Source organism: Stenotrophomonas sp. KH_029 (assembly GCF_057839765.1).
Genome location: NZ_CM174498.1, coordinates 1339004 through 1365874 on the forward strand (window position 1 = coordinate 1339004; position 26871 = coordinate 1365874).

Consider the following 26871-nt stretch of genomic DNA (forward strand, 5'->3'; position numbering starts at 1 on the left):
AACCACGCAAAGGTACACCGCACGACGGTAGTGCCGGCCGCTGGCCGGCAACCACGCACATCGGGAAGCATCATCGGGAGCCGGCCAGCGGCCGGCACTACCTCAACTATCGAGCTCGAGCACCATGCGCACCAGCCCGGGTGTGCCCTGCGGGTGCGGCACCGGCTTGAAGCCCAGCGAGGCGGCCAGCTGCTTCATCGGCTCGTTCTGTTCGGCCACATCGCCGTACAGGCGGTCCAGGTATTTGCCGCGCGCCCATTTGACCAGCTTGCGCATCAGCTGGCGGCCCAGGCCCTGGCCGACCAGGAAGCGGCTGACCAGGATGGCGTACTCGGCTTCGCGGGTGCCCTGGATGATCGAGGCCCGTGCCACCGCCCCGACCACGGCTTCACCGGCGGGCAGGGATTCGGCCGCGACCAGGGTGATTTCGCTCTTGGGATTGGGGTGGGTCAGGCGCTGGGTGGTTTCCGGCGACAGTTCGGTCACCGATTGCAGAAAACGGTCGCGGATTTCTTCCGGCCCGAACAGGCTGAACGCGGCGTGGAGCGGCGCGCCGTCTTCGGGACGGATGGGGCGGATCAGCAGCTCATGGCCACTGGGTGCCTTGAAGATCTCGTGCCAGGGCGGCATGCGGTTACGGGTAGCCATACCGGTGATTCCTAGGTGGTCTTCGGATTCTCGCATCCCCGGGGGGCAGTTCCGTGAACGGAACGCTCACGCCGTTCAGGGAAGGGGGCCGGGGGTGCCGGCCCGTGTCCGGGCGGGTTATTCGGCCTGCTTGAGCCACTGCAGGCGGGTGCTGGCGCCGGCCTCGCCCAGGTACTGCTTCAGCGCCGGCATGGCCGGGGCCAGGGTCTGGTCGAACTGCCACGGCGGGTTGAGCAGCAGCATGCCGCTGCCGTTGAGGCGCAGCGGGGAATCGTCCGGGCGCACCAGCAGCTCGGCGGTCAGCACCGACTTGACCGGCAGCGCGCAGGCCTTGCGCAGGAAGTGCAGGACGGTGCGGCGCTGCTTGATCGGGAACCAGATCGCGAAGCTGGCCTGCGGCCAGCGCGCCAGGATTTCGCCCACCGAGGCCAGGATGCGCACGTACTCGGCATCCTGCCCCTCGTAGGGCGGGTCGATCAGCACCAGGCCGCGGCCGATCTTGACCCCGTTGGCCTTCGGCGGCAGCAGCGCCTTGTTCTGCGCATAACCGTCGGCGTGCAGCACCGCCACCCGGCTGTCGTGGGCGAACAGCGCCTTCAGCGCGGCGGCCTCGCCGTCCTGCAGCTCGCACACCGCCATGCGGTCCTGCTCGCGCAGGGTCCGGGCGGTCAGCAACGGCGAGCCGGGGTAGCTGATCATCGCCCCGACCGGGTTGTCGGCCTGCACCGCCTTGAGGTAACGCTCGATCACCGCCGGCAGCGTGGGCTGGGCCATCAGCCGCATCACCCCATCCTCGGCTTCCAGCGTCTTGCGGCTTTCCTCGCTGGCCAGCAGGTAGCGGCCGGCGCCGCCGTGGGTGTCCAGCACGAAGAACGGGCTGTCCTTGCGCTTGAACGTGTCGAGCAGGGCGAGCTGCACGATGTGCTTGAGCACGTCGGCATGGTTGCCGGCATGGAAGGCGTGGTGGTAATTCATCGGCGCAGTGTACGGGGCGGCGGCCCCAGCGGCTATGCTGCGCGCATGAACCGCCCCCTGCACAACGTCCTGGTGGTCGAGGACGAAACCGCCATCGCCGACACCGTGCTGTACGCCCTGCGCAGCGAGGGCTACGGTGCCCGGCACTGCCTGCTCGGCGGACAGGCCCTGGAAGCGCTGCGCCAGCACCCCTTCGATGTGGTGGTGCTGGACGTGGGCCTGCCGGACATGAGCGGGTTCGAGGTCTGCCGCAGCCTGCGCACCTTCAGCGAGGTGCCGGTGATCTTCCTGACCGCGCGCAACGACGAGTTCGATCGGGTGCTGGGCCTGGAGCTGGGCGCCGACGACTACATGGCCAAGCCGTTCTCGCCGCGCGAGCTGGTGGCGCGCATACGCGCGCGCCTGCGCCGCAGCGGTACGGCGGCCGAACCGGCCGGCTGGCAGCAGCACGGCCGCTTTGCGATCGACCGCGAGGGCCGCCGGATCCGCTTCGACGACCACCCGCTGGACCTGACCCGCTACGAGTACGCGCTGATGGCCGCGCTGCTGCAGCGCCCCGGCGCCATCCTCAGCCGCGCCCAGTTGATGGACCGCGGCTGGGACAGCGCCGCCGACAGCGCCGACCGCACCGTCGATACCCATGTCAAAACCCTGCGCGCCAAGCTGCGTGCGGCCGGCGCCGAACCCGACCCGATCCGCACCCACCGCGGCCTGGGCTACGCGCTGGAGGTGTAGGGTGCGCCTTGGCCTGAAGCTGTTCCTGGGGTTCTTCCTGATCGTGGGCATCGCCGCGTTCTTCGTGATGCGCATCTTCGTCAACGAGGTCAAGCCCGGCGTGCGCCAGGCGATGGAGTCGACCCTGGTCGATGCGGCCAACGTCCTGGCCGAACTGGCCGCCAGCGACGTCAAGGCCGGCACCATCGGCAACGGCCGCTTCGTGGCCGATCTGGCCCGCGCGCAGCGCCGCGATCCCAAGGCGATGGTCTGGCGATTCCCCAAGCGCACCCTGGACTACCAGGTCACCATCACCGACGCCCGCGGCATCGTGCTGTACGACTCCCGCGGGCAGGGCGTGGGCCGCGACAACTCGCGCTGGAACGATGTCTACCGCACCCTGCGCGGCGAGTACGGCGCGCGCTCCAGCCCGGAAACCCCGGGCGATGCTACCCACTCGGTGATGCACGTGGCCGCGCCGATCTACGACCCGGCCGATGGCCGTCGGCTGATCGGCGTGCTCAGCCTGGCCCAGCCCAACCGCAGCATCGATCCGTTCATCGCCGCCAGCCAGCGCGCCATCATGCAGCGCGGGGCGTGGTTGATCGGGCTGTCGGCGCTGATCGGCCTGCTGATGACCGGCTGGCTGATGCACGGGGTGAACCGGCTCAACCGCTACGCCAAGGCGGTCAGCGCCGGGCAACCGGTGCCGCCGCCCAAGCCGCGCCGCGATGAGATCGGCGACCTCGGCCAGGCGCTGGAAACCATGCGCCGCAAGCTGGAAGGCAAGGCCTACGTCGAACAGTACGTGCAGTCGCTGACCCACGAAATGAAGAGCCCGCTGGCGGCGATCCGCGGCGCGGCCGAGCTGCTGCAGGAACCGCTGCCCGATGCCGACCGCGTGCACTTCGCGCGCAGCATCCAGGGCCAGGAGCAACGCCTGACCGAAACCATCGACAAACTGCTGGCCCTGGCCGAGGTGGAACAGCATGGCTGGCTGCAGAAGCGCGAGCCGATCGAGCTGGGCCCGCTGCTGCAGCACGCCGCGGCGGCGGTGGCGATGCGTGCGCAGGCCGCCGCGGTGCAGATCGATGTCGAAGCGCCCGACGCGCTGGTGATCCAGGGCGATGGCTACCTGTTGCGGCAGGCCTTGAACAACCTGCTGGAGAACGCGCTGGCGTTCTCCAGCCCGGCCGGCCGCATCCAGCTCAGTGCCGCCCGCGAGGGGCAGGGCGTGGTGCTGCGGGTGGCCGACCGCGGCAGTGGCGTGCCCGAGTACGCGCTGGAACGGGTGTTCGAACGCTTCTATTCGCTGGCGCGCCCGGCCACCGGCCTGCGCAGTTCCGGGCTGGGGCTGTCGTTCGTGCAGGAAGTGGCGCGCCTGCATGGCGGCCGGGTGCAGCTGCGCAACCGCGAAGGCGGCGGCGCGATCGCCGCGTTGTGGCTGCCGTGGCGCGGCCCGGCCGCGCCGGCCCGGCGCTGAGCCACGCCGGCACAGGCACTTCACACAGACTTCAAACTCAGCACAAACCCCGCACACCGGCAGCCACCAAGCTGGCCCCCTCCCAACCGAGGACGGGCCATGAAATCCCTGAAAATGCTGTTGCGGTTCGCCATCGTCGGCGGGCTGATCCTGTTGCTGCTGATCCCGCTGATGATGATCAAGGGCGTGATCAACGAGCGCGAGGCCTACCGTGACGAGGCCTACCTGCGCGTATCGCAGAGCCGGGCCGGCGCGCAGACCCTGACCGGCCCGGTGCGGGTGGTGCCGTGGACCGATACCCGCCAGGTCGAGGTGGTCGATGCGGCCGGCAACAAGAAGCTGGAAACCCAGACCGAAAGCAGCTACTGGCTGCAGATGCCGTCCAAGCTGCTGGTGGACGGCCAGATGCAGCCCGACGAGCGCCGGGTCGGGCTGTTCCGGGTGCCGGTATACAGCTGGAAGGCCAAGGTCACCGCCGAGTTCGCCGACGACGACTACCCGATCAAGCCCGGCCGCGTGTACGGCACGCCATACCTGGTGGTCGGCATCGCCGATGTGCGGGGACTGGTCGGTTCGCCCAGGCTGCAGGTCGATGGCCAAGCGCTGACCCTGCAGCCGGGCGTCGGTGCGGTGAGCGGCATCGGAAAGGGCCTGCAGGTGCCACTGCGTGGCTTCGAGCACGACAGCGGCGGCATGCTCAAGGGCAGTGCGCTGGCGCTGGAGCTGGTGCTCGATGGCACCCGTTCGCTGGCGGTGGTGCCGGTGGGCGATGACAGCCGCATCGCGATCCGTTCGCCATGGCCGCATCCGCTGTTCGGCGGCAGCTTCCTGCCCAACCAGCGCAGCGTCGGCGAACAGGGCTTCGACGCGCAGTGGGCGGTGTCCTCGCTGGCTTCCGAAGCACAGCGGCAGCTGCGCGACAGCAAGGATGTCGAGCCGGAAACGGTCAGTGTCGAGCTGGTCAATCCGGTGGACATCTATACCCAGGCCGACCGCGCCAGCAAGTACGGCATCCTGTTCATCCTGCTCACCTTCGTCGGCTTCATCCTGTTCGAGCTGATCAAGCGCCTGCGCATCCACCCGCTGCAGTACCTGATGGTGGGCCTGGCGCTGGCGATCTTCTTCCTGCTGCTGCTCAGCCTGTCCGAGCACATTCCGTTCTGGCTGGCCTACGTGCTGTCGGCGCTGGCCTGCATCGGGGTGCAGGCGGTGTACCTGTCGGGGGTATTGAAAAGCTGGGCGCGTGGCCTGGGCTTTGCCGGCATGTTGACCGTGTTGTACGGGGCGCTGTACGGCCTGCTGATCTCGGAAAACAACGCACTGCTGATGGGGTCGCTGCTGCTGTTCGGCGTGCTGGCCACGGCGATGTGGATCACCCGCCGGGTCGACTGGTATGAACTCGGCGCCAGCCTGAAGTAAGGAGGCGACATGGGCTGGCGACAGAAATTGCGGCAACGGGCGGGGCAGGGCATTCCCGCGTTGCTGGAGGTGGATGCGCTGCTGCAGGCCAGTGGCGTGCTGGCGGCCTTGCCGGGGGCGCGGATCGCCCCCGGCCTGGTCCGCTTCACGCTGGCCCGGCGCAGTTGCGAGGGCGTGCAGCGGCAGGGCCTGGACTGGCTGTCCGGCGCACGCCAGGGCCGCGGCGCCGTGGCCGGGCGGGTGCCGCGCTACCGGGCATGGAAGGCCGGCAGCGCGGCGCTGGCCGAGATCGGCATCGATGGCCTGCCGGCCGATTGGCCGGCGCACGCCCCGGTGTTCGGCTGCACCAGCGTGGACCGTCGCCATTGGCTGTTGCTGTTGCCGACGCACGCCCAGCTGTGGCTGGGCTGGAACGGCTGAGCGCGACGGTGCGTACATGACCGATGGGACGGGGGCGCAGTGCCGGCGCTGGCTAGACTCGACGGCTCGATGAGCAGTGCCGGAAGGCAGGGGTGCGATGTGCTGAAGTGGGGCGTGCTGGCTGTAGCGCTGGCGGTGGGTGGCAATGCAACGGCGCAGCAGCGCGAAACGGTGGACCTGGAGATGGTGGGCAAGATCCGCCAACAGGCCTTCCATCAGTCGCAGGTGATGGACACCTTCAGTTACCTCACCGAACGCATCGGGCCGCGCCTGACCAACTCGCCGGCGATGGCCCGGGCCAATGCATGGACGCGCGGCAGGTTCAACGACTGGAAGCTGGACAACGTCCACGACGAGGCCTTCGACGCATTCGGCCGTGGCTGGGAATTCACCTCGGCCAGCGTGGAGATGCTGGGCGATCGCGTGCAGCCGCTGCATGCGCTGCCCAAGGCATGGACGCCGGGTACCCCCGGTCCGGTCGAGGGCGACCTGGTGCAGGTGGACATCAAGACGCCGGAAGACATCGAGAAGTACCGCGGCAAGCTGCGCGGCAAGATCCTGCTGCTGGGCCAGGCGCGCCAGTACAAGCGGGGCACCGACGCCGATTCGCACCGGCATGATGCGACGTCGCTGGAAGGCCTGCAGGAATTCGCCCTGCCCAAGGACAAGGACGTGGCGGCCGACCGCGCCAAGCGGGTCAAGGAGTACCAGGAGAAACAGGCGCTGGCGGCCAGGGTCAACGCGTTCTTCATCGAGGAAGGTGCGCTGGCCTCGATCAGCATCAGCAGCTGGGACAACGGCATCATTCGTGTTGCCGGGGGTGGCTCGCGCAAGGCAGGCGAATCGGTCGGGATTCCCGAGCTGGCGATGATCGCCGAGCATTTCAATCCGCTGGCGCGTGCACTGGAGGCCAAGCAGCCCGTGCGCCTGCGCGTGGATGTCGTGGCGCGCTTCACCGACCAGGCCGACCAGCCCGGCTACAACACCTTGGCCGAGATCCGTGGCAGCGGCCGGCCCGATGAGGTGGTGATGATCGGCGCGCACCTGGATTCGTGGCACAGCGGCACCGGTGCAGCCGACAACGCCGCCGGCGTGGCGGTGATGATGGAGGCCATGCGCATCCTCAAGGCCGCTGGCGCCAAGCCGAAGCGGACCATCCGGGTGGCCCTGTGGAGTGGCGAAGAACAAGGGCTGATCGGCTCGCAGGCCTATGTGGCCAACCACTTCGGTCGCTTCCCCGTGCCTGCCGATGCGGCGCAGAAGGCGCTGCCGGCCTCGTTGCGCGAGCCGACCGGTGCCCTGCAGAAGACCCGCGACTACAGCAAGTTCCAGGTGTACTTCAACATGGACAACGGCTCGGGCCGCTTCCGCGGCATCTACGCGCAGGAGAACATGGCCGCGGTGCCGATCTTCCAGGCGTGGCTGGCCCCCTTCCATGACGTCGGTGCCACCACCGTGGCCACCCGCAACACCGGCAGCACCGACCACATCAGCTTCGACCGCATCGGCCTGCCGGGCTTCCAGTTCATCCAGGACCGGTTGGACTACTTCACCAACGTCCACCACAGCCACCTCGATACCTGGGACCACGCCGAACCGGAAGACCTGAAGCAGGCCGCCGCCATCGTGGCCTCCTTCGCCTACCATGCGGCCATGCGCGAGCAAGCCTTCCCGCGCAAGCCCGAGCCGCAGCCGCAGCCGTGAGGCTGCCGAGCGGAGGAGGCGTGCGCTTCCTCCGTGCCCTCCCGGGGGTGGTGGTAAAATCGGGGGATTCCCGTTCCCCGAGCCTTCCATGACCTGCCGCACCCGTTTCGCCCCCAGTCCCACCGGCTACCTGCACATCGGCGGCGCCCGCACAGCGCTGTACTGCTGGCTGGAGGCCCGCCACCGTGGCGGCGAATTCGTGCTGCGCATCGAGGACACCGACCGCGAACGCAGTACCCAGGGCGCGATCGACGCGATCCTGGAGGCGATGGACTGGCTGGGCCTGGGCTACGACGAAGGCCCGGTCTACCAGACCCAGCGCGTGGCCCGCTACCTGGAAGTGGCGCAGCAACTGGTCGCCGACGGCAAGGCCTATTACGCCTACGAAACCCGCGAAGAGCTCGACGCCATGCGCGAAGCGGCGATGGCCAAGCAGGAAAAGCCGCGCTACAACGGCGCCGCGCGCGAGCTGGGGCTGCCCTATCGGGACGACCCGAACCGGGTGATCCGCTTCAAGAACCCGCTGGAAGGCACGGTGGTGTTCGACGACCTGATCAAGGGCCGCATCGAGATCGCCAACAGCGAGCTGGACGACATGGTGATCTTCCGCCCGGACGGCTTCCCCACCTACAACTTCGCGGTGGTGGTGGACGACTGGGACATGCGCATCAGCGAGGTCATCCGCGGCGACGACCACATCAACAACACCCCGCGCCAGATCAACCTGTATGAAGGCATCGGCGCGCCGGTGCCGAAGTTCGGGCACATGCCGATGATCCTGGACGAGCAGGGCGCCAAGCTGTCCAAGCGCACCGGCGCGGCCGATGTGATGCAGTACCGGGACGCCGGCTACCTGCCCGACGCGCTGCTGAGCTACCTGGCCCGGCTGGGCTGGTCGCATGGCGACCAGGAACTGTTCACGCGGCAGGAGCTGATCGACCTGTTCGATGTGACCAACTGCAATTCCAAGGCGGCGCGGCTGGACATGGCCAAGCTGGGCTGGGTCAACCAGCACTTCCTGAAGACCGTCGAACCGGCCAGCATCGCCCCGCACCTGGTCTACCAGCTGAACAAGCTGGGCCTGGACCTGGCCGCCGGCCCGGCCCCGGCCGACGTGGTGGTGGCGCTGCGCGACCGCGTGCAGACCCTGAAGGAAATGGCCGAGAAGGCCGTGGTCTGGTACCAGGCGCTGACCGAGTACGACGAGGCGGCGGTGGCCAAACACTTCAAGCCGGGCGCGGAACTGGCGCTGGGCAAGGCCCGCGAGCTGCTGGCCGGGGTCGCCGACTGGACCGCCGAGGCCGTCTCGCTGGCCCTGCACGATACCGCCACGGCGCTGGAGATCGGTATGGGCAAGGTCGCCCAGCCGCTGCGCGTGGCCATCACCGGCACCCAGGTCAGCCCGGACATTTCGCAGACGGTGTTCCTGGCCGGGCGTGAAGAGGCCTTGAAACGCATCGACGTCGCACTCACTAAAGTACCGACGGCCTGACCACAGGAGACCGCGCATGCCTGCCAAAACCGCTTGTACCGCCCCGCACCACCACGTTCACGATGCCTCCGACTTCGTGAAGGTGGTCGAACGCGTGTGCTCGGAGCGCGGGCTGCGGCTGACGCCGATCCGCGCCAACGTGCTGCGCCTGATTGCCGAGGCCGGCAAGCCGGTCAAGGCCTATGAACTGCTGGAATGGGTGCGCAGCGGCAAGGGCGTCGGCGCCGATGCGCCGCCGACGGTGTACCGCGCACTGGATTTCCTGATGGCCAATGGCTTTGTGCACAAGCTCGAATCGGTCAACGCGTTCGTGGCCTGCCACCATCCCAGCAGTGCGCAGCATTCGGTACCGTTCCTGATCTGCAACAGCTGCCACAGTGCGGTGGAGCTGGAAGACAAGGAGATCGTGAGCCAGCTGGAAAAACGCGCCAAGGAGCTGGGTTTCCAGCCGCAGGCGCAGACCTTGGAAGTACATGGGTTGTGCGCGCGCTGCGCGGGTTGACTGAAACGGGTCGTCCGCGCCGGTAGGGTCGGTTTCCAAACGACTGCCCGGATAGTCGTTCAGCGCTTTGGCGCATGACGTTGACCGGAGCCGCCTGGACAGAGGTCATGCCCCACCGGCGTCCCCGCTGCCATCGGCAGTCGATCGGGATGCGACCCTACCGCGACCGTGCTGCGTCGTCAGGAACCGGTTCACTGCGGCCGGATGGCTCGGCAGCGGTATCCACCTTCACCACTACCGACATGCCCGGGCGCAGGCGTCCGGCCAGCGGCTGGTCGGGGTCGATGGAAATGCGGATCGGCAGGCGCTGTACCACCTTGGTGAAATTGCCACTGGCGTTGTCCGGGCGCAGCACACTGAATTCCGAGCCGGTGGCCGGGGCGATCTGTTCGATGTGGCCGCGCAGTTTGCCGCCGTCGAACGCATCCACCCGGAAGCTGGCCGGCTGGCCGATGCGCATCTTCCAGGTCTGGCCTTCCTTGAAGTTGGCCACCACCCACAGCGTGTCCGGCACCAGGAACAGCAGCTGCGAACCGGCGGTAACGTATTGGCCAAGGCGCACCGAAGCTTCGCTCACCTGGCCGTCGCGCGGGGCATGGATGACGGTGTTGGCCAGGTCGATCCTGGCCAGTTCCAGCTGGGCCTGGGCGGTTTCGACGCGGGCTTCCAGGCCTTTGCGGGCAACCTGGGTGGAAGTGAGGGCTTCTTCGGCGATGCGGATCTGGGCCTGCGATTGCAGCACGCTGGCCTGCGCCGATTGGGTGGTGGTGCGGAATTTGTCGCGGTCGTTGAGGGCCACCAGCTGCTGCGCGGCGAGTTCTTCGTAGCGCTTGAGTTCGCTACGCGAGCGCGACAGTTCGGCCTGGCCGGCGGAGAGATTGGCCTGGGCGGCCTGGATCTGTGCGCGGTTCTGCGCCTGCGACTGATCGGAATTGGCCAGCGCGGCCCTGGCGCTGTCCAGGTCGGCTTGGGCCTGGACGACTTTCTCGCGGTAGATGCGGTCGTCGATGCGCAGCAGCGCATCGCCCTGTTTGACGTGCTGGAAATCCCTGACCAGCACCTCGGTGACATAGCCGTTGACCTGCGGGGCGAGCACGGTGATCTGCCCACGCACATACGCGTTGTCGGTGCTGACCTGGCTGCTGTTGAACGGCCACAGCGACCAGGCGCGTAGGATCAGGGCGATGCCGAGCAGGGCGATCACGATCATGATCGCCACGCTGCGCCCGCTGGGTTTGAGGTACTTCGGCGCGAACGGCGCCGCGGCCGCGCCGGCTGCCGGTGCGGCATCGGTGGGCGGTGGCGGGTTGACGTTTTCTGGCGCGCTGTCGTCGCGCGGCGGGGAGGTGGGCATGTCGGGACTCATCGGGGCGCCGCGCCGGAAGGCGCGGCTGTGCCAAGGGGAACAGAAGACCGGTGACGCTTGCGCCATTGCTTGAGTACGGCGGTGCGCACCGAGAGCAGCAGCAGCCAGCCCAGGAAGGCCAGCGCCACCGTACCGCTGAGCGAGAACACGTCGTTGTAGGCGCGCACGTTGGCCTCGCGGCGGGTGGCCAGGGCCAGCTGCGCGGTACCCTGCGCGCTGCGCTGGACCGGATCGGTGATCAGGCCCGCGTAAAGCTGTTGCTGCTGCTTCAGGCGCTGGGCCACGACACCGTCGGCCGGATCCAGCTGGCTGACCAGCGCGCTGGAATACACCTGCTCGCGGTGCAGCTGGTAGGTGCCCAGCACCGCCGACCCGGCCAGCCCGCCCAGGGTCTGGGTGATCGACAGGGTGACCAGGAAGGTGATCATGTGGTCCACGCCCTGTTTGAGCGCCTGGGTGATGCCGAGCATGATCAGCGGGCCCATGAACATGCCCGCACCGACCGAGGCCAGGAACTGGCTGGCGAAGAAGTCGTGCGGGCGGTCCAGGCTGGTGCGGCTCTGGTCGAGCAGGGCGGCGCTGCCGAGCAGCGCGATGGCCATCAGCAACTGCGGGATCAGCCGCTTCGGGCCGAAGGTCAGCGACGCGGCGGCGATGCCGGTGACCACGCCGGCCAGCACCACCGCAAACAGCGGGCGCATCTGGTCCGGGCCCATGCCCAACGTGCGCATCAGCCCGACCACGCCGTAGGACTGCTCGGTGGTCAGGAACCGGATCAGGAACGCGCCGATGATGAAGTGGATCACCGGCAGGCTGGCCAGCCAGCGGGTCTGCAGCAGCGGATTGCGCCGGTAGTGCTCGACGATGAAACCGGCGGTGGCCAGGGTGATCGATGCCACCAGCGCCCAGCCCAGCCAGGGCGTGTCCAGCCACCAGCGGGTATAGCCCTGGGCCAGTACCACCACCAGCAGGCCCACCGCCGGGGCGAGCAGGGCGAAGGTGAGGAAGTCCAGCGGTTCAAACGCCTGGATCTGCACGCCCGGCGGCAGCTTGAGCACCACCACCGCGGCGAACGCGCACAGCGCCAGCCCGGCCTCGAACAGGTACAGGTTGTGCCATTGGCCGGTATCGACCAGGCCCGGCGAAACCAGCCAGGCGATCGGCACCGCCAGCTGCGAGATGCCCACCCCGATCACCAGCAGGTTGCCGGTGTAGCGGCGCGGCAGCGACTGCAGCATGTACAGCGTGCCCAGCGTGCTGCAGGCCGCGCCGGCAAAGCCGCTGGCCGCGCGCATCAGTACCGTGGTCTCAAAGCTGCCCACGAACAGGTGCAGCACCGCCAGCACCGCGTACAGGCCCAGCCCGATTTCGGCGAACAGGCGGATGCCGTACTGCTGGCGGAACTTGAAGGCCAGCAGGTTGGCGGTGACATTGACCATCGCATAGGCGGCCACCAGCCAGCTGCCCTGCGCCGGGGTGAGCCCGAGCTGGCCCTGCAGGAACGGCAGATTGGCGCTGACCAGGGCGTTGCCCAGCCCGCCGGTGATGCCCACCAGCAAGGCCACCAGCGCATAGGCCAGGCGCCGGTGCGGCGGATGCCACGGCATCGACGCCGAGCCGGGCAGGGTCGGTTTTTCGTGCTCTTCCCAGTCCGGAATCGGTTTGAGGTACTGCGCCATCAGCCCTCCGCGTTGATCGGTCCCTGCAATCCACCGCGCAGCAACTGCAGGGCGCGCGCGGCCAGCTTGGCCCGCTCTTCGCGCGACTTGCCGCGCAATGCGGCTCCCAGCATGCCCGAGATCAGTGAAATGTCCGTCACCTGCAGGTCCGCACGGCACAGGCCGGCGTCGATCGCGCGCTGCATCGGGGCCTTGAGCAGGTCACGGATGGTCTGCCGGGCAGCCTTGATCGAGGCATCGTCGGGGTCCACCGCGCGCCAGTAGTCCGACAGCGCCGGGGACTGCACGATGCGCGCGGCCATGCCTTCAAGCACTTCGAACAGGGCATCGTCGCGTTCGCCCAGGGCCTGTACCTGGCGGGCGATGCGCGTCACCGCGCGTTGCAGCAGCGCCTCGACCAGGGCGGTGCGGTCGGGGAAGTTGCGGTACAGGGTGGCGCGCCCGACCTGGGCGCGCTCCACCACCAGGTCCAGCGGGGCGGTGACCCCGTGTTGCCCGAACACCGCATCGGCGGCGTCCAGGATCAGGGCGCGGCGGGCAGCCGCATCGGCACGTTGGGAGGTCATGGCCCATTTTTGGACAAAAGTGTCCGAAATGAAAGCGCCGTGGTGCCTGTAGTCGACGCCGGCCGGGCACAGCGACGCCGGATGAAGTCAGCGCCTGGCCGGAACCCCATGGCTGCCGTAGCGGGCCTCGCGGATCGGCAGGTTGATCAGTGCGGCCAGCGCCGCCAGGGCCATGTCGGCGTACCACATCCACTGGTAGCTGCCCGAGTGGGCCAGGGCCAGGCCACCCAGCCAGGCGCCGAAGAAGCCGCCCAGCTGGTGCGAGAGCAGGGTCAGGCCGAACAGGGTGCCCAGGTAGCGTGGGCCGAACAGCTTGCCGATCAGGCCGGCAGTGGGCGGCACGGTGGCCAGCCAGGTGAAGCCGAGCGCGGCGGAGAACACGTAGAAGGTGGTGGGGGTGGGCGGGGCCAGCAGGTACAGGCCGATCATCACCGCGCGGCTGGCGTACATCCAGAACAGCAGGTACTTCATGCGGAAGCGCTGGCCGAGCGCGCCGACGATCAGGCTGCCGGCGATGTTGAACAGGCCGATCAGGGCGATGGAGGTGGAGGCGACGGTGGGCGACAGACCGCACAGGGCGATTTCGCCGGGCAGGTGGGTGACCAGGAAGGCGATGTGCAGGCCGCAGGTGAAAAAGCCCAGGTGCAGGCACCAGTAGCTGCGGTCGCGCACGGCCAGGCGCAGCTGCGCGCGCAGGCCGCCATCTTCGGCGAGGTGGGTGCCGGGGGCATGGTCGCCTGCGCGTCGCCGCAGGGGCCAGGCCAGTGGCAGGGAAAGCAGGGTGACCGCGGCCATGGTGAACATGGCACGGGCCCAGCCGGCGCTGCCGATGATCCATTGCACCAGGGGGGCGAACACGAACTGGCCGACCGAACCGCCGGCGTTGATCAGGCCGGCGGCGAGGGAGCGCTTTTCGACCGGCAGGCGGTGCGCGGTGGCGCCGATCAGGACCGAGAAGCTGCCGGCGCCGGCACCGGCGGCCATGAGCAGGCCGAGCGTGAAGCTCAGGCCGAGCGGGCTGGTGAGGTAGGGGGCCAGCAGCAGGCCGATGACCAGCAGGACGCCGCCGAACAGCAGGACCGGAAGTGCGCCGCGCTGGTCGGCCACGGCGCCGAAAACCGGTTGTACGGCACCCCAGACGAACTGGCCGATGGCCAGGGCGAAGCTGATCTCGACGATGCTGACGCCGGTGTCGCGGTGGATGGGGTCGACGTACAGCCCGGAGGTCTGGCGCACGCCCATGGTGATGGCGAGGATGGCCGAGGCGGCGATGAGCAGGCCCCAGTGCATGCCGGGGGCGTGTTGCGGCGTGCTGCTCATGCGTGGGCTCCGTGTGGGAGGGACTGGTCGAGCTGGTCCAGCAGGGCATTCAGGCGTGCGGTGGGGGCGGCGCCGAAGGTGGCTTCGACGTCGCGCTGCGCGTGTTGCCAGAGCGGGCGCGCGCGGCGCAGGCAGGCTTTGCCGGCAGGGGTGATGACGATGAGGCGCTGGCGGGCATCATCGCCGCGGCGTTGTTCGAGCCAGCCGGCCTGGAGCAGGGGTTTGAGGTTGCGGGTGAGGGTGGTGCGGTCCATGCCGAGGGCATCGGCGAGGTCGCCGAGCAGGCGCGGTTGCGGTGCGCGGCGCAGGATGGAGTAGGCGTTGAGGCTGAGGCCGGCAGGGGCGAGGTGGCTGTCGTAGATCTGCGAGAGCCGGCGCGCGGCGCGGCGCAGGCGGAAGCAGGTGCAGGGGCTGGCGGTCAGCGGGTCCATGGGCGGCAGTCAGGTGGGATGCGTGCATCATACGTGCATATGCACGTAATGCGTCAGGCCGGGGACGGCCGAAGCCGGGAGGGATCGGAAAGCGGCATTGGGGAAGCTGGGCGGAGGATGAAAAAAGGTTTCGCCTATGTGCGGGACTACAGCCGGCCATTGTCCGGATGCATTGGCGTTGCTGTTTCCGCTTCGCGGATAACTTCAAAAGCGTTTCGTGCCCCTGCGGGGCGCGAGTCACTTTCTGATGTCGCACATCCGTGTGCGCCACCCTACGGGCCAGCTACGCTGTTCCGCGCCGCTCTTGCGGCGCTGGTGCTCGTGCAAGAAAGTAACCAAAGAACACGCCCCCATCCGCTCGCCGTCGGGCTGCGCCCGCCGGTTCCCTGCGATTCTCGCGTCGGCAAGGGACGGTGCGGAACTCGCTGCCCTACCATCGCAGGTAGTTCCGACCCGCGGTCGGACAGCATTCTTTGGACGCCAGGCTGTCTGACCGTAGCTCGGATCTGCTGTTTTCTGTGAGTACCAGCAATGTATGAAGGGTTGGCGTGGGTGGGTTGGCGGGACTGTCGAAAACATGGATGTTTTCGCCAAGCCCCCACGGATGGGTTCACGGCGTGTCCCGCCAACCCACCCGCGCCAGCCCAATCAGCGCATACGTCGGTCATTGCCTTTGATCTGAGGCTTTAGCGCGCAGCTGACTCCCCGAAAATCGGCGAAAAATAAGAAAAAGGGGGCCTTGCGGCCCCCTCAGGGTTGAAGCGACGGCCCCGGAGGTGACCGCCGGATCAGAAGAACGCGCGGATGCCGAAGGCGACGCCGCGGCCCGGCAGCGGTGAGTAGTCGCGCAGCAGCGAGGTATGCGGGCGCACTTCCTGGTTGGTCAGGTTGTTGCCGTCCAGGAAGACCTCGTAGCTGTTGCTGTCGCTGCGGTCCCAGCGGTAGGCCAGGTGGGCGTCGACCAGGGTGTAGCCCTTGCTGGGGTCTTCGTTCTGGGCCACGTCCTTCTGGCGGCTGTAGCGCACCGCACCGACCGAGGCGCGCCAGCCATCCCGGGACCAGCGCAGGTCGGCGCCGACACGGGCCGGGGCGATGCGCGGCAGGTAGCCGGTGTTGGCCAGTTCCACGCTGTAGTTGTGGTTGTGGTCGCCATGCGGCACGGCGATGTCGACGTTGCGGCTGCCGCTGCCGTCCAGTTCGGTCTTGACGTAGTCGCCGAACACGCGCAGGTCCCAGTCGCCGGCAGTGCCTTCGAACAGATGGAACAGGGCTTCGGCCTCGGCGCCCTTGAAGACCGCGTCCTGCTGCGCCCACAGGCGTACCGGCAGGTCCTCGACCACGCCGGTGTCGGCCAGATAGATGAAGTTCTTGAAGGTGGTCTGGTAGATCGAGGCGGAGAAGTCGACGCGTTCGCTGTGGGTATGGATGCCTAGTTCGATGCGCTGGCCGCGTTCGGTCTTCAGGTTGGCATCGCCGATTTCCAGCGAGCGGGTGGCGATGTGCGCACCGGCCGCGTACAGCTCTTCATTGGTCGGCGCGCGCTCGGAACTGTCCACGCCAAAGCGCAGGTCGACCGCGTCGTTGAGCTTCCAGATGCCGGCCGCCGACAGGTTGGTGGCATCGAATTTACGCGCGCGGTAATCGCCGCTCGGGTCGAGCTTGACCTGGTCGTGGCGGCCGCCCAGTTCCAGCTTGAACGGACCGAACTGCTTTTCCTGCAGCACGAACAGGCCGATGTTGCGGGTACCGGTATCGGGTACGAAGGCTTCCTCGCCCTTGGCGCCGAAATCGCTGTTGCCGAACTGCAGGCCGAAGGCGCCGTCCCAGCCGCCGAGCTGCTGCTGCACCGCTTCCAGGCGGCCTTCGATGCCGCGGTTGGTGAAGCGGGTGGCCGGTACGCCCGCTTCCAGCTCGGTGTGCTCGTAATCGGTGTAGGCGGTGCGCAGGTTGATGTTCTTCAGGAACGAGACCGGGTTGTAGATACCGCCCTTGGCCTCGAAGCGGTTCTGCACCATGTCGATGCGCACGTCGTGCTCTTCGCCTTCTTCCTCTTCATCGCCATGCGCGTGGTCATGGTCATGACCATGGTCGTCGGCGTGCACATGCGCGCCGTTGGGAATGCCGTAGTTGGTGCGGTAGGTGCTGGCCGAGGCGCCAAAGTAGCCGCCTTCGCCCAGCCAGGTGGCGCCGACGCCACCGGCGCGGGTGCGCACCGAACTGTTGTCCAGGCGGCCGCGGCGCGGTTCGTCGCTGTCGTCTGCGTCGTGGTCGTGGCCGCTGTGGTCTTCCAGGCCGTCGATCACCGCATAGCCGGGGATGCGGTAGTCATCGCCGTTGCGGACCAGGCCGTCCACGTGCAGCACCCAGTTGCCGTTGACCCCGTCCAGCCGGAACATGCCGCTGCGCTCATCGTTGACCGAATTGCCACGCAGTTCGGCGCGGCCGCTGAGCGGGCGGTCGGGCAGTTCGCGCGCGATGCGGCCGTCGACCACGTTGACCGCGCCGCCGATCGCGCCGCTGCCGAACAGCAGGGTGGCCGGGCCCTTGAGCACTTCGATCTGGTCGGCCAGGAACGGCTCGATGCTGGTGGCATGGTCAGCGCTGACCGTAGAAGCATCCATATTGCCCATGCCGTTGGACAGCACCGCTACGCGCGGGCCTTCCTGGCCGCGGATGATCGGGCGGCCCACGCCGGGGCCGAAGAAGGTGCTCTGCACGCCGGGCAGCTTGGCCACGGTATCGCCCAGGGTGCCGGCCTTCTGCTCGTCCAGGCGTTCGCCGGCCAGCACCTCCACCGGGCGCGCCAGCGATTCGGCGTCGCCCTGCAGCGGCGAGGCGGTGACCTGCACGGCGGACAGTTCGGACAGGTGATGGTCACGTTGGCCGACATCGTCGGCGGCCAGCGCCAGCGCGGGGGACAGGGCGCTGGCAAGCGCCAGGGACAGAGCGTGCGGCTTGAGGAAGGGTGAAAAGCGCATGGGCAGAAGGTCCGTCGTCAATTGTTACATTGTATCAATGGTGGGGCGCGGCAATCCCATCACGGGGCGGATGGAACAGGACGTTGCAGGGGCAGGAGCGGGGAACGGGAGTGCGCGTCGGGATTGATGTTATATTATTCCATAACGCTTCGCCGACCCTGCTGGAAGTCATGCCCCTGTTCGCTCGAGTTCGTCATCTGCTGGATCGCTTCGGTGCCACCGGTTCGCTGCTGTGCGCGGTGCACTGCGCGGTGCTGCCGATCCTGCTGGCCGCCGCGCCGTCGCTGGGCCTGTCGGTCTGGCTCGGCGACGGGGTGGAGCTGGCCCTGGTCAGCTTCGTGACCCTGCTTGGGCTGTTCAGCCTGGTCTGGGGCTACCGCCGGCACGGTGCGCTGCGCGCGCTGGGGTTCCTGGTGCCGGGCCTGACCGCGCTGTGGGCGGGCCTGCTGTACGGGCCGCTGCACCATGCACCGGTGCCGCACGCGGTGGTGATGACCGTTGGTGGCGTGCTGGTGGGCGTGGCCCACCTGGTCAACCTGCGTTTGAACCACGGCCACGTCCATGACGCCAGCTGTGCGCACTGAGTGCGTGTGGTAGGCTTTCCGATCGTGCGCGGGGGCGCCTGAGAGGGCGGCCCCGCCGAACCCGTGTCAGTAACGGGTATCAGATTTCGCAGTATTCAGACTAAGGAGTTGACATGGGTAAGGGTGACCGCAAGACCGCCAAGGGCAAGCGTTTCAACGCAAGCTACGGCAATTCGCGCTCGCACGTGGTGAGCAAGGTGGCCGTGGGTGCAGCTGCGCCGGTCGCCAAGAAGACCGTTGCCAAGGCACCGGCCAAGAAGGCCGTTGCCAAGAAGGCTGTCGCCAAGGCCGGTTGATCCCACCTGGCGGGTCTGAGAAAACGCGGCGCTTGCGCCGCGTTTTTTTTGGTTGTTCGCCGATCTACGGAAAGTCAGCTGCGAATGGCAGCCTCAAATCAAAGACAGTAGCCGACGTATGTGCTGATTGGGCTGGCGTGGGTGGGCTGGCGGGACACGCCGTGAACCCATCCGTGGGGGCTTGGCGAAAACATCCATGTTTTCGACAGTCCCGCCAACCCACCCACGCCAACCCTTCACACATGGCTGGCACGCACGGGAAAGCGTAGGTCCGAGCCACGTTTGGACAGCGTGATGCCGAGACGATGCGTGTCCGACCATGAGTCGGACCTATCTGTGATGGGGTTGCCAGGAGCTGGAGCAACCTCAGACCGTGGTCGGACAGCTGTTGCTGTTGTCTGTGATTTTGATCTTGATCTACCTCCCCCTTGGAGCGAGTCGAGCATCGCAGCGGCAGCGGGGGCGAAGAGGCGCGGGTGTCTGAGCGCAGCGAGTTCCGCGCCGTCCCCCGATGACGCGAGAAGCGCAGGGCACCGGCGGGCAAAGCCCGCCGGCGAGCGGACGGGGGCGTGTTCTTTGGTTACTTTCTTGCACGAGCAAGAAAGTGACTCGCGCCCCGCAGGGGCACGAAACGCTTTTGAAGTTATCCGCGAAGCGGCAACAGCAGCGGCAACAACCGGACAACGGCCGGCCCTACTCGGTGGCATGCCCCCCGCAATGCCACAGCATTTGACGGGCTGTAGCCCCGGAAATAGGCGAAGAATCTTTTTTTTTGGCTTTCAGCGCAGAACGAACCTGGCCGGGCCGTCGGTCATCCTCTGCGGTCAGCGCAGCGCGGGCAGCAAGGTCTGCGGGTTGCCGTCGTTGGGCGCGGCCGGGATGCCGAGCAGGTGGGTCAGCAACGGGTAGACATCCACGTTGTCGAAACCGGGCAGGGTCTGGCCCTGCTGGAACGAGGGCCCGCGCGCGATGAACACCGCGCGCATCGAGGGCAGGGCATTGTCGTAGCCGTGCGAGCCGCGGTTGCCCGGGGCGCGCTTGGCGATGCGCTCGCCGGTCAGCGCGTCCCAGCCTTCATGCATCTGGCACACGATCGGCGGGATACGCGGGTTGGACCCGTATTGCCAGCGCGGCGGCAGCGCTTGGCGCTTCCAGCAGTCGTAGTGCGCGTGTGCCCCGATGAGGGCCTTTTCGGCCTGGCGCTGCTTGCCCGGCAGCGGCGCGAAGCCAACCGACTGGCCCTCCGAGACCAGCCGCGCGATGTCCGGCGAAACCATGTCCTCGGTGGCGATCACCTGGCCGGCGGGAACGCCGGCCAGGCCGTGGTCGGAGACCACGATGAGATTGGTGCCGGCATCGAGCCCGCGCGCCTGCAGCCCGTCGAGCAGGCGGCCAATGGAACGGTCGACCTCGGCGATGGCGGCCGCGTACTGCGGCGATTCCGGGCCGCTTTCATGGCCGGCATGGTCGACCTGTTCCATGTACAGCGTGACCAGCCGCGGTGCGTTGGCGTCGGTCTGGCCGATCCAGGCCAGCACCTGGTCGACGCGCTCGGGCAACGGCACGCGGGTATCGAACACGCGCCACTGGCTGGGGCGCACGCCCTGGATGGCCGCTTCGCTGCCGGGCCAGGACCAGGTGGCGGTGCGTATGCCGGCCTTTTCGGCGCCCACCCAGATGGGTTCGCCGCCCCACCAGCGCGGGTCGGTGACGGCATCGCGCAGGCTCAGCTTGAAGGTGCCCAGCATGTCTTCGTGCATGCTGTTGTGGATGATGCCGTGGTGGTTGGGGCGCAGCCCGGTGACCAGGGTGTAGTGGTTGGGGAAGGTCAGCGAGGGATACGACGGCGTCATCCATTGCGCACGCACCCCGTCGTGGATGAGGCGCGACAGGTTCGGACTGATGCCGCGGTCGAGCATGTCCGCGCGCAGGCCGTCGATGGACACCAGCAGCAGCTTGGGCGGGGCGGCGGCAACCGCAGTACCAGCCGCGGCGGCGGCAGGCGTGGGCGGCGTGGACGGCGCCGTGGCACAGCCGGCCAGGGCGAGGGCGGCGGCAAGCGCCAGTGGAAGGCGGATGGAAATCATCGCGCCATGATAGGGGCAGGCGGTGACGCGGCGAAGACAACCCATGACGGGACGCCGCCGGCACTATCGATTTTCAGTCGGCGGCGGTGACTCCCGCCGCATCGGTAGTGCCGGCCGCTGGCCGGCTTCCCGCCAAGCCAGGAAAAGAACAACAGCGAACGCTAGGCGAACAGCGAATCGCGCTGCGCTTCCAGCTGCAACAGCGCCGCCTTGGTCGGCAGCCCGCCGCCGAAACCGGTGAGCGCACCATTGCTGCCGATCACCCGATGGCAGGGCAGCACGATCGGCAGCGGATTGCGCCCGTTCGCCGCGCCCACCGCGCGGCTGGCGGTGGGGTGGCCGATGTGGCGGGCCAGGTCCACATAACTCCAGGTCTGGCCGAACGGGATATCCGCCAGCGCCTTCCATACCCGCAGCTGGAACGCGGTGCCGTGCGGTGCCAGCGGCAGGTCGAAACGCTGGCGCTCGCCGCGCAGGTACTGCAGCAATTGCGTGCGTGCCTCGCGCAGCGCGTGTGGGTCGTGCTGCCAGTGCGCACGGCCCTTGGCGTCGTAGCGGTTGTTCTCGAACAGGACGTGGTGGATGCCCTGGCCGTCGCCGGCCACGGTCAGTGCCCCGATCGGGCTGTCGAAAGTGTCGTAGAACAGGGTCATGTGGATGCTCCGGAAGAGGGCGTGGCCAGGTGCCACAGGTGCAGCACGGCATAGGCGCGCCACGGTCGCCAGGCTTGCGAGCGTGCCTCGGTGGCGCGTTCGCTCAACCGGCTGTCGCCGCCCAGCACCTGCTGCAATACCAGGTCGCCGGCCGGGAAGGCATCGGGCAGCGCCAGGGCGCGCAGCGCGATGTACTGCGCCGTCCACGGGCCGATCCCGGGCAGCGCGATGCAACGTTCAACGAAACTGTCCAGCCGTTGCCCGGCGCCGAAATCCAGCCGGCCCTCGGCCACGGCGGCGGCCACCGCGCGCACGGTGGCCGCACGTGTCCGTGGCAGCCCGATGGTTTCCAGCGGTGCCTCGGCCAGCACCTGCGGCGCCGGGAACTGGCGGTCCAGGCCCTCGGGCATGCCGGCCAGCACGGCGCCGAAACGATCCACCACGCGCCGGGCCAGGGTGGCGGCCGCGGCCACGCTGACCTGCTGGCCCAGCACGGCCCGTACCGCCACTTCAAAGCCGTCCCAGCCGCCGGGTACGCGCAGCCCGGGGCGGGCGGCGATGCCGCGCGCCAGCAGTGGTTCCTTGCCCAGCGTGGCATGCACGATGCGCAGGTCGGCATCCAGGTCGAAGATGCGGCGCACCCGGCGCACGATGCCGGGAATCGCGCGCGGATCGACCTGGCCCAGTTGCAGCAGCAGTTCCGGGCGCCTGGGGTCGGCGCTGACCCGGATCACGCTGGGGCGCTCGGCCGGGCCGATCACGCGCTGGTAGCTGTGCGCGTCGATCTGTTCGATGCCGGGGATGGCGCGGCGGCGCAGGAAGCCCAGCATCGCGGCGAAATCCAGCGGTGGCCGGTACCCCAGGCGCAGGGTCAGCGCGCCGGCATCGAGGTGGCCGCGCTGGCGCCTGATCGCCGTCGGCGGCATGCCGCAGCCCTCGGCGAAGGCGGCGTTGAAGCGGCGCAGGCTGTTGTAGCCGGCGGCCATGGCCACGTCGGTGACCGGCAGCGCGGTTTCGGTCAGCAACTGCTTGGCCAGCAGCAGGCGGCGGGTGGCGTGGATCTGTGCCGGGGCGGCGCCCAGCCGGGCCACGAACAGGCGTTGCAGCTGGCGCGCACTCAGCCCCACCCGCGTGGCCAGCGCGCCGACCGCCGCGTCCTGCAGGTAGCCATCGTGGATCAACGCCAGCGCGCGCTGCAGGGTTTCATTGCTGAGCGCGTCCTGTGCCTCCGGGGCCAGTTCGGGGCGGCAGCGCAGGCAGGGGCGGAAGCCGGCTGCGGCCGCGGCCGCGGCGGCGGCGGTGGGGTAGTAGTCGACATTGCGCGGCTTCGGCGCCGGTGCCGGGCAGACCGGGCGGCAGTAGATGCCGGTGCTGCGCACGGCGGTGAAGAACACCCCGTCAAAGCGCGCATCGCGGGCAAGGCGGGCGCTTTCGCAGGCGGCGTAGTCCAGGGGCAGGGCGGTGTCCATGGGTGCCAGTCTATGCGCTCGGGGATGGCCGGGCTCGCCGCTTTCGGACAGCAATGCCAGGCCGCCCCGGCCGTAGGTTCAGGGCAGGTTGCCGCGATCGCGGCCGCGCGCACTAGACTGGGCGTCCACGTGCCGCTGCGCGCGTTCCTCCGTACGGATACCGGGTCGTTCATGTTGCTCAAGTCGTGGTGGTTGCCGTTGTTGTGCCTGGGTCTGGCCGGTTGCAGCCAGCTGGAGAATCCGGGCAATGTCACCGCCGCCGACAAGGCGGTGCGGGCGCAGACCGCCGATGGCGATCACATGGTGTCGATCAACGCCGCCGATGCCCCGCCGGTGGTGCCGCCGCCGCCCAGGCGCGGCGACCTGGGCTGGCCGCAGGCCGCGCTGGAAAACGGCAAGGCCTGGGTCAGCTGCGATACCGATTACGCCGCCGCGGCCGGCGATGGCGTGGCGCTGGAAGCCCTGGACCGCGGCAGCATCGATGCCGCGCTGGCGCCGTGCGCCGAACGTGGCCTGGTGCGGGTGCGTTATGTGGGCAAGATCAATCCGGGCTTCTCCGAACTGGTCGCGCGGCTGGCGATGGTGGCCGACGCGCAGCGCATCTCCAAGCGCATCCTGGACCTGGATTCCAGCGGTGGCCAGGTCGAGGCGGCGATCGTGGCCGGTGACCGCATCGGCGAATCCAACTGGACCATCTGGATCCGCGAAGGTTCGGTCTGCCACAGCGCCTGCGTGTTCGTGCTGGCCGCCGGCGACAACCGCCTGGTGGCCGGCAAGGTCGGCATCCACCGGATGATGCGGATCAGTTCCAAGGCCACCTCGCGCGCTGAACTCAACCGCGAACTCCATGAGGTCTACGACAACGTCAAGGACTACCTGCAGCGCAACGGCGTGGCGGTGGGCGTGGCCGACCTGATGATGACCGTGCCCAACCGCAGCCTGCGCCTGCTGAGCAGCGAAGAACTGCGCCAGTTCGGCCTGGACGGCACCAACGCGGTGCAGGACGACCTGGAGCGGATCAAGCAGATGCGCAAGTGCGGCGACGATTTCGTCCGCCGCAAGGACGCCTTCCTGATCGCCTTCGACCAGGAGTGCAAGCGCGAAGGCAGCGAACTGGAAGCGGTCAACGGCTGCGGGCAGGGGCTCAAGCAGCGTTTCGGTTTCCCCGATGCGACCTGCCCGGATGAAAGCCCGCTGTCGGAAATCGATGTGTCCACGCTGCTGCCGGCCAGCCAGGCGCCGGGCAGCGCGGCTGCCGCCGAGCGTACCGCCAGCGACGCCGGCCAGCCGCCGGTGGAAACCGCGGAACGCAACTGACGGGCCGCTCACGGCGCTTCGTCGTAGACTCCCCGGCAGTGTTTTCCAGCCCGGGATGTCCTGATGCGTAGTGTGCTGCTGTTGTCGTTCCTGCTGCCGGCCGTTGCCCTGGCGCAGACTCCGCCGCCGCCGGCCACCCCGGCCCCCGCACCGGCCCGTCCTGCACCGGCGGCCGCACCCGTGGCCGCACCGGCGCGCCCGGCGCTGACCCCGGCGCAGCAGGCGCAGCTGCACAAGCAGGATGCCGAGCTGACCGCGGCGGCCTTGCAGGTGGCGCAACTGGTGGATACCAACCGCGCCGCCGAGGCGTGGAAGGGTGCCTCGGCCGTGGCGCGCAAGACGGTGACCGAGCAGGCCTTCGTCGCCCAGCTCGGCGCCGACCGCAAGCGCCTGGGCGCCCTGGCCGCACGTGGCCAGCCGGTGGTGACCCGGGTCAAGTACGCGCCCGGTGCGACGGTGCCCGAAGGGCTGTACATCAATGTCAGTTTCCCCACCCGCTTTGCCAACAGCGCCCAGCCGGTGCGCGAGCTGGTGTCCTTCCGGCTCGACGAAGACCGGGTCTGGCGCCTGGCCGGTTACAGCGTGCGCGCCGCAACCCCCTGAATCCGATGCCGCCTGCGGCAGGAGCACGCCATGACAATCGAGATCCAGATGCTGGTGTGGTCGATGCTGCTGGGCATCGTGCACCTGTTTGCCGCTTCCACCGCCGTCACCCGCGAACGCGGGCTGCACTGGAATGCGTCGGCCCGCGATGGCCAGAACCCGCCGGTGCGGCCGCTGACCGGGCGCCTGCAGCGGGCCCAGTCCAATTTCATGGAAACCTTTCCGTTCTTCGCCGCGGCGGTGCTGGCGGTGGTGCTGACCCAGCGCCAGGACGGGCTGACCGCGCTGGCCGCGCAACTGTACTTCTGGGCGCGGGTGGTCTACCTGCCGCTGTATGCGGCCGGCGTGCCGTACCTGCGCAGCCTGGTGTGGCTGGCCTCGCTGGTCGGCATCGTGCTGCTGCTGTGGGCGCTACTGTAACGCGGTGGTGAACCGCGGCCGACGCCGCTGATCCAGATCAAGGCCGGTGGCCGGGTGGCGGCGCTAAGCTCGGCGTAGATCAGGCAAGGGCAGGGACGGACATGGCAGACAGCAGCACGCAGGGCGGCAACGGCCTGCCGTCGGTGGATGTGGTGGTGGCCGGGGCCGGCCCCGCCGGGCTGTGCTTTGCACGGTCGCTGGCCGGCAGTGGCCTGCAGGTGGCCCTGGTCGAGCAGCAGCCGCGCGCGGCGCTGGCCGAAGCGGCCTTCGATGGCCGCGAAATCGCGCTGACCCATGCCTCGCGGCAGATCCTGCAGCGGCTGGGCATCTGGGACCGGCTGGATCCGGCGCAGATTTCCGCGTTGCGCGATGCCAAGGTGATGGACGGCGGCTCGCCGTTCGCATTGACCTTCGCCGCGCACCAGCGCGATGCCCAGGACCTGGGCTGGCTGGTGCCCAACCATCTGATCCGGCGCGCGGCCTGGGACAGCGTGCAGGGCCAGCCGGGGCTGGAACTGCTGGACCGGTGCAGCGTGCAGCAGGTCAGCCCGGGGCCGCAGCGCAGCGTGGTGACCCTCAGCGACGGCCGCCAGCTCGCTGCCTCGCTGGTGGTGGCCGCCGACAGCCGGTTCTCCTCGACCCGGCGCCTGCTCGGCATCGGTGCGCGGCTGCGCGACTTCGGCAAGTCGATGCTGGTCTGCCGGATGCAGATCGATGTGCCGCACCAGCACACCGCGTGGGAGTGGTTCGGCTACGGCCGCACCCTGGCGCTGCTGCCGCTCAATGGCGACCAGGCCTCGGCGGTGATCACCCTGCCGCCGCGCCGGATCGAGGCCTTGATGGGGCAGGACCAGGCCAGCTTCGGGCGCAGCATCAGCGCGCTGTTCGAGCATCGGCTGGGCGCGATGCAGCCGGTGGCGCGGCCGGTGGCCTATCCGCTGGTGGGGGTGTATGCCAATGCGTTCGCCGGCGATCGCTGTGCCCTGATCGGTGATGCCGCGGTGGGCATGCATCCGGTCACCGCGCACGGCTTCAACCTGGGCCTGCTCAGCCAGGACCGGCTGGCGCGAACCCTGCGCGCGGCGCAGCGGCGCGGCCGGGACATCGCCGCCCCGGCCGGGTTGGTGGCCTACGAGCGCGCGCATCGGCTGGCCTCACGACCGCTGTACGAGGCCACCAATGCGATCGCCACGCTGTATACCGATGACCGTCTGCCGGCACGCCTGCTGCGCCGGGCCGGGCTGCGGCTGGCCCACGGGGTGGCCCCGTTCCGCCAGCTGATCGCCGCGCAGCTGACCGCGCGGTCCTGATCAACCAGGGCGGCTCAGGGCACCGAGCTGTCGGCCAGGATGTGGATGGTGGTGTCGCCGAACTGTACCTGCTGGCCGGCGCGGATCTTGCAGGCCTTGCGCAGTTCCACCGCGCCATCGACCAGCACCTGGCCATCGCCGATCACGGTCTTGGCTTCGCCGCCGCTGGTGACCAGGTCGGCCAGCTTGAGCAGCTGCTTGAGCTCGACGTAGTCGCGCTCCAGTTCAAATTCGAGGGTCTGCATGGAGCGGGTATCCTGGGAAGGGGCGCGGGCGCTGGGCCGGGCCGGGAAAGGGCGCGTATTGTGCGCCAGCACGCGGCAGAACGGCATCCACGCTGGAATCTGTACACGTTGTTCAGGAACGATGCGGTATCATCGCCCCCTGAGCGAGTCAGTACTCCTCCGACCGAGCAGCGCCAGGGCACGCGATAAG

General features: G+C 68.7%; 25 protein-coding genes. 13 read left to right on the top strand and 12 right to left on the bottom strand.

Annotated features, from left to right (window positions below):
- Positions 1-102 precede the first annotated feature (102 nt).
- A complete protein-coding gene (locus AC3ITM_RS06165) occupies positions 103-648 on the bottom strand; it encodes a GNAT family N-acetyltransferase (protein WP_489269157.1) in 546 nt (181 codons plus the stop codon).
- A gap of 117 nt (positions 649-765) precedes the next feature.
- Positions 766-1623 carry a 23S rRNA (adenine(2030)-N(6))-methyltransferase RlmJ gene (locus tag AC3ITM_RS06170; protein WP_489269159.1) on the bottom strand — a complete coding sequence of 286 codons (858 nt, stop codon included), beginning with the start codon at positions 1621-1623 and terminating at the stop codon, positions 766-768.
- A 45-nt stretch (positions 1624-1668) separates the two neighbouring features.
- On the opposite strand from AC3ITM_RS06170, the gene creB reads away from it, so the two are divergent.
- The 7 genes from creB (at position 1669) to AC3ITM_RS06205 (ending at position 9357) form a co-directional block, all read left to right on the top strand.
- Positions 1669-2358, top strand: coding sequence for a two-component system response regulator CreB (gene creB, locus AC3ITM_RS06175; RefSeq protein ID WP_489269161.1), 690 nt, complete (start codon positions 1669-1671; stop codon positions 2356-2358).
- Between the two features lies 1 nt (position 2359).
- Positions 2360-3820, top strand: coding sequence for a two-component system sensor histidine kinase CreC (gene creC / locus AC3ITM_RS06180; RefSeq protein ID WP_489269163.1), 1461 nt, complete (start codon positions 2360-2362; stop codon positions 3818-3820).
- Between the two features lie 99 nt (positions 3821-3919).
- Entirely contained in the window at positions 3920-5239 is a 1320-nt protein-coding gene (creD, locus tag AC3ITM_RS06185; RefSeq protein WP_489269165.1) for a cell envelope integrity protein CreD, read from the top strand.
- Between the two features lie 9 nt (positions 5240-5248).
- A complete protein-coding gene (locus AC3ITM_RS06190; protein WP_489269167.1) occupies positions 5249-5659 on the top strand; it encodes a hypothetical protein in 411 nt (136 codons plus the stop codon).
- Between the two features lie 99 nt (positions 5660-5758).
- On the top strand, positions 5759-7363 hold the full coding sequence (locus AC3ITM_RS06195) for a M28 family metallopeptidase (protein WP_489270036.1): 1605 nt from the start codon (positions 5759-5761) through the stop codon (positions 7361-7363).
- A gap of 88 nt (positions 7364-7451) precedes the next feature.
- Positions 7452-8855 carry a glutamate--tRNA ligase gene (gltX, locus tag AC3ITM_RS06200; RefSeq protein ID WP_489269169.1) on the top strand — a complete coding sequence of 468 codons (1404 nt, stop codon included), beginning with the start codon at positions 7452-7454 and terminating at the stop codon, positions 8853-8855.
- Between the two features lie 16 nt (positions 8856-8871).
- Positions 8872-9357, top strand: coding sequence for a Fur family transcriptional regulator (locus tag AC3ITM_RS06205; RefSeq protein WP_228886659.1), 486 nt, complete (start codon positions 8872-8874; stop codon positions 9355-9357).
- Positions 9358-9514: 157 nt separating this feature from the next.
- Here the strand turns inward: AC3ITM_RS06205 and AC3ITM_RS06210 are convergent, their stop codons facing one another.
- From AC3ITM_RS06210 to AC3ITM_RS06235, 6 genes are all read right to left on the bottom strand, one after another.
- Positions 9515-10711, bottom strand: a complete 1197-nt coding sequence (locus AC3ITM_RS06210; RefSeq protein WP_489269171.1) for an HlyD family secretion protein — start codon at positions 10709-10711, stop codon at positions 9515-9517.
- 8 nt (positions 10712-10719) lie between these two features.
- The gene (locus AC3ITM_RS06215) at positions 10720-12405 is read right to left on the bottom strand and encodes an MFS transporter (RefSeq protein ID WP_489270037.1); all 1686 of its coding nucleotides are present in this window, start codon (positions 12403-12405) and stop codon (positions 10720-10722) included.
- Positions 12402-12968, bottom strand: coding sequence for a TetR/AcrR family transcriptional regulator (locus tag AC3ITM_RS06220; RefSeq protein ID WP_489269173.1), 567 nt, complete (start codon positions 12966-12968; stop codon positions 12402-12404). The genes AC3ITM_RS06215 and AC3ITM_RS06220 overlap by 4 nt, the downstream gene beginning before the upstream one ends.
- An 87-nt stretch (positions 12969-13055) precedes the next feature.
- Entirely contained in the window at positions 13056-14288 is a 1233-nt protein-coding gene (locus AC3ITM_RS06225) for an MFS transporter (protein ID WP_489269175.1), read from the bottom strand.
- Positions 14285-14719, bottom strand: a complete 435-nt coding sequence (locus AC3ITM_RS06230) for a MarR family winged helix-turn-helix transcriptional regulator (protein WP_489269177.1) — start codon at positions 14717-14719, stop codon at positions 14285-14287. Before AC3ITM_RS06230 ends, AC3ITM_RS06225 begins: the two co-directional genes overlap by 4 nt.
- 788 nt (positions 14720-15507) lie before the next feature.
- Positions 15508-17697 carry a TonB-dependent receptor gene (locus AC3ITM_RS06235; protein WP_489269179.1) on the bottom strand — a complete coding sequence of 730 codons (2190 nt, stop codon included), beginning with the start codon at positions 17695-17697 and terminating at the stop codon, positions 15508-15510.
- Positions 17698-17867: 170 nt separating this feature from the next.
- On the opposite strand from AC3ITM_RS06235, the gene AC3ITM_RS06240 reads away from it, so the two are divergent.
- Positions 17868-18281 (top strand): MerC domain-containing protein, encoded by a 414-nt coding sequence (locus tag AC3ITM_RS06240; RefSeq protein ID WP_228886666.1) that lies wholly within the window; start codon positions 17868-17870, stop codon positions 18279-18281.
- Positions 18282-18394: 113 nt separating this feature from the next.
- On the top strand, positions 18395-18577 hold the full coding sequence (locus AC3ITM_RS06245; RefSeq protein ID WP_038689543.1) for a 30S ribosomal protein THX: 183 nt from the start codon (positions 18395-18397) through the stop codon (positions 18575-18577).
- An 824-nt stretch (positions 18578-19401) separates the two neighbouring features.
- Here AC3ITM_RS06245 and AC3ITM_RS06250 read toward each other — a convergent pair.
- From AC3ITM_RS06250 to AC3ITM_RS06260, 3 genes are all read right to left on the bottom strand, one after another.
- Complete coding sequence (locus tag AC3ITM_RS06250; protein ID WP_489269182.1) at positions 19402-20664, bottom strand: alkaline phosphatase family protein; 1263 nt, start codon at positions 20662-20664, stop codon at positions 19402-19404.
- 161 nt (positions 20665-20825) lie between these two features.
- Positions 20826-21317, bottom strand: coding sequence for a methylated-DNA--[protein]-cysteine S-methyltransferase (locus tag AC3ITM_RS06255; RefSeq protein WP_489269184.1), 492 nt, complete (start codon positions 21315-21317; stop codon positions 20826-20828).
- The gene (locus tag AC3ITM_RS06260; protein ID WP_489269186.1) at positions 21314-22786 is read right to left on the bottom strand and encodes an AlkA N-terminal domain-containing protein; all 1473 of its coding nucleotides are present in this window, start codon (positions 22784-22786) and stop codon (positions 21314-21316) included. Before AC3ITM_RS06260 ends, AC3ITM_RS06255 begins: the two co-directional genes overlap by 4 nt.
- A gap of 174 nt (positions 22787-22960) precedes the next feature.
- On the opposite strand from AC3ITM_RS06260, the gene AC3ITM_RS06265 reads away from it, so the two are divergent.
- The 4 genes from AC3ITM_RS06265 (at position 22961) to ubiM (ending at position 26436) form a co-directional block, all read left to right on the top strand.
- On the top strand, positions 22961-24103 hold the full coding sequence (locus AC3ITM_RS06265; protein ID WP_489270038.1) for a COG3904 family protein: 1143 nt from the start codon (positions 22961-22963) through the stop codon (positions 24101-24103).
- A gap of 60 nt (positions 24104-24163) precedes the next feature.
- Positions 24164-24706 (top strand): DUF4019 domain-containing protein, encoded by a 543-nt coding sequence (locus AC3ITM_RS06270; RefSeq protein WP_489270039.1) that lies wholly within the window; start codon positions 24164-24166, stop codon positions 24704-24706.
- Between the two features lie 30 nt (positions 24707-24736).
- The gene (locus tag AC3ITM_RS06275; protein WP_228886670.1) at positions 24737-25126 is read left to right on the top strand and encodes an MAPEG family protein; all 390 of its coding nucleotides are present in this window, start codon (positions 24737-24739) and stop codon (positions 25124-25126) included.
- Positions 25127-25260: 134 nt separating this feature from the next.
- Positions 25261-26436 (top strand): 5-demethoxyubiquinol-8 5-hydroxylase UbiM, encoded by a 1176-nt coding sequence (gene ubiM, locus AC3ITM_RS06280; RefSeq protein WP_489270040.1) that lies wholly within the window; start codon positions 25261-25263, stop codon positions 26434-26436.
- 14 nt (positions 26437-26450) lie between these two features.
- On the opposite strand, the gene AC3ITM_RS06285 is transcribed toward ubiM, so the two are convergent.
- Positions 26451-26681, bottom strand: a complete 231-nt coding sequence (locus AC3ITM_RS06285) for an RNA-binding S4 domain-containing protein (RefSeq protein WP_489269188.1) — start codon at positions 26679-26681, stop codon at positions 26451-26453.
- Positions 26682-26871: the final 190 nt, after the last annotated feature.

What these genes read in the sequence shown, in the direction of transcription:
- AC3ITM_RS06240 (WP_228886666.1), top strand. Translation starts at nt 17,868, where the DNA reads ATGCCCCTGTTCGCTCGAGTTCGTCATCTGCTGGATCGCTTCGGTGCC.
- AC3ITM_RS06190 (WP_489269167.1), top strand. Translation starts at nt 5,249, where the DNA reads ATGGGCTGGCGACAGAAATTGCGGCAACGGGCGGGGCAGGGCATTCCC.
- creB (WP_489269161.1), top strand. Translation starts at nt 1,669, where the DNA reads ATGAACCGCCCCCTGCACAACGTCCTGGTGGTCGAGGACGAAACCGCC.
- AC3ITM_RS06225 (WP_489269175.1), bottom strand. Translation starts at nt 14,288, where the DNA reads ATGAGCAGCACGCCGCAACACGCCCCCGGCATGCACTGGGGCCTGCTC.
- AC3ITM_RS06220 (WP_489269173.1), bottom strand. Translation starts at nt 12,968, where the DNA reads ATGACCTCCCAACGTGCCGATGCGGCTGCCCGCCGCGCCCTGATCCTG.
- AC3ITM_RS06230 (WP_489269177.1), bottom strand. Translation starts at nt 14,719, where the DNA reads ATGGACCCGCTGACCGCCAGCCCCTGCACCTGCTTCCGCCTGCGCCGC.
- AC3ITM_RS06245 (WP_038689543.1), top strand. Translation starts at nt 18,395, where the DNA reads ATGGGTAAGGGTGACCGCAAGACCGCCAAGGGCAAGCGTTTCAACGCA.
- creD (WP_489269165.1), top strand. Translation starts at nt 3,920, where the DNA reads ATGAAATCCCTGAAAATGCTGTTGCGGTTCGCCATCGTCGGCGGGCTG.
- AC3ITM_RS06170 (WP_489269159.1), bottom strand. Translation starts at nt 1,623, where the DNA reads ATGAATTACCACCACGCCTTCCATGCCGGCAACCATGCCGACGTGCTC.
- AC3ITM_RS06205 (WP_228886659.1), top strand. Translation starts at nt 8,872, where the DNA reads ATGCCTGCCAAAACCGCTTGTACCGCCCCGCACCACCACGTTCACGAT.
- AC3ITM_RS06165 (WP_489269157.1), bottom strand. Translation starts at nt 648, where the DNA reads ATGGCTACCCGTAACCGCATGCCGCCCTGGCACGAGATCTTCAAGGCA.
- AC3ITM_RS06210 (WP_489269171.1), bottom strand. Translation starts at nt 10,711, where the DNA reads ATGCCCACCTCCCCGCCGCGCGACGACAGCGCGCCAGAAAACGTCAAC.
- AC3ITM_RS06250 (WP_489269182.1), bottom strand. Translation starts at nt 20,664, where the DNA reads ATGATTTCCATCCGCCTTCCACTGGCGCTTGCCGCCGCCCTCGCCCTG.
- AC3ITM_RS06285 (WP_489269188.1), bottom strand. Translation starts at nt 26,681, where the DNA reads ATGCAGACCCTCGAATTTGAACTGGAGCGCGACTACGTCGAGCTCAAG.
- AC3ITM_RS06255 (WP_489269184.1), bottom strand. Translation starts at nt 21,317, where the DNA reads ATGACCCTGTTCTACGACACTTTCGACAGCCCGATCGGGGCACTGACC.
- AC3ITM_RS06260 (WP_489269186.1), bottom strand. Translation starts at nt 22,786, where the DNA reads ATGGACACCGCCCTGCCCCTGGACTACGCCGCCTGCGAAAGCGCCCGC.
- gltX (WP_489269169.1), top strand. Translation starts at nt 7,452, where the DNA reads ATGACCTGCCGCACCCGTTTCGCCCCCAGTCCCACCGGCTACCTGCAC.
- AC3ITM_RS06275 (WP_228886670.1), top strand. Translation starts at nt 24,737, where the DNA reads ATGACAATCGAGATCCAGATGCTGGTGTGGTCGATGCTGCTGGGCATC.
- AC3ITM_RS06235 (WP_489269179.1), bottom strand. Translation starts at nt 17,697, where the DNA reads ATGCGCTTTTCACCCTTCCTCAAGCCGCACGCTCTGTCCCTGGCGCTT.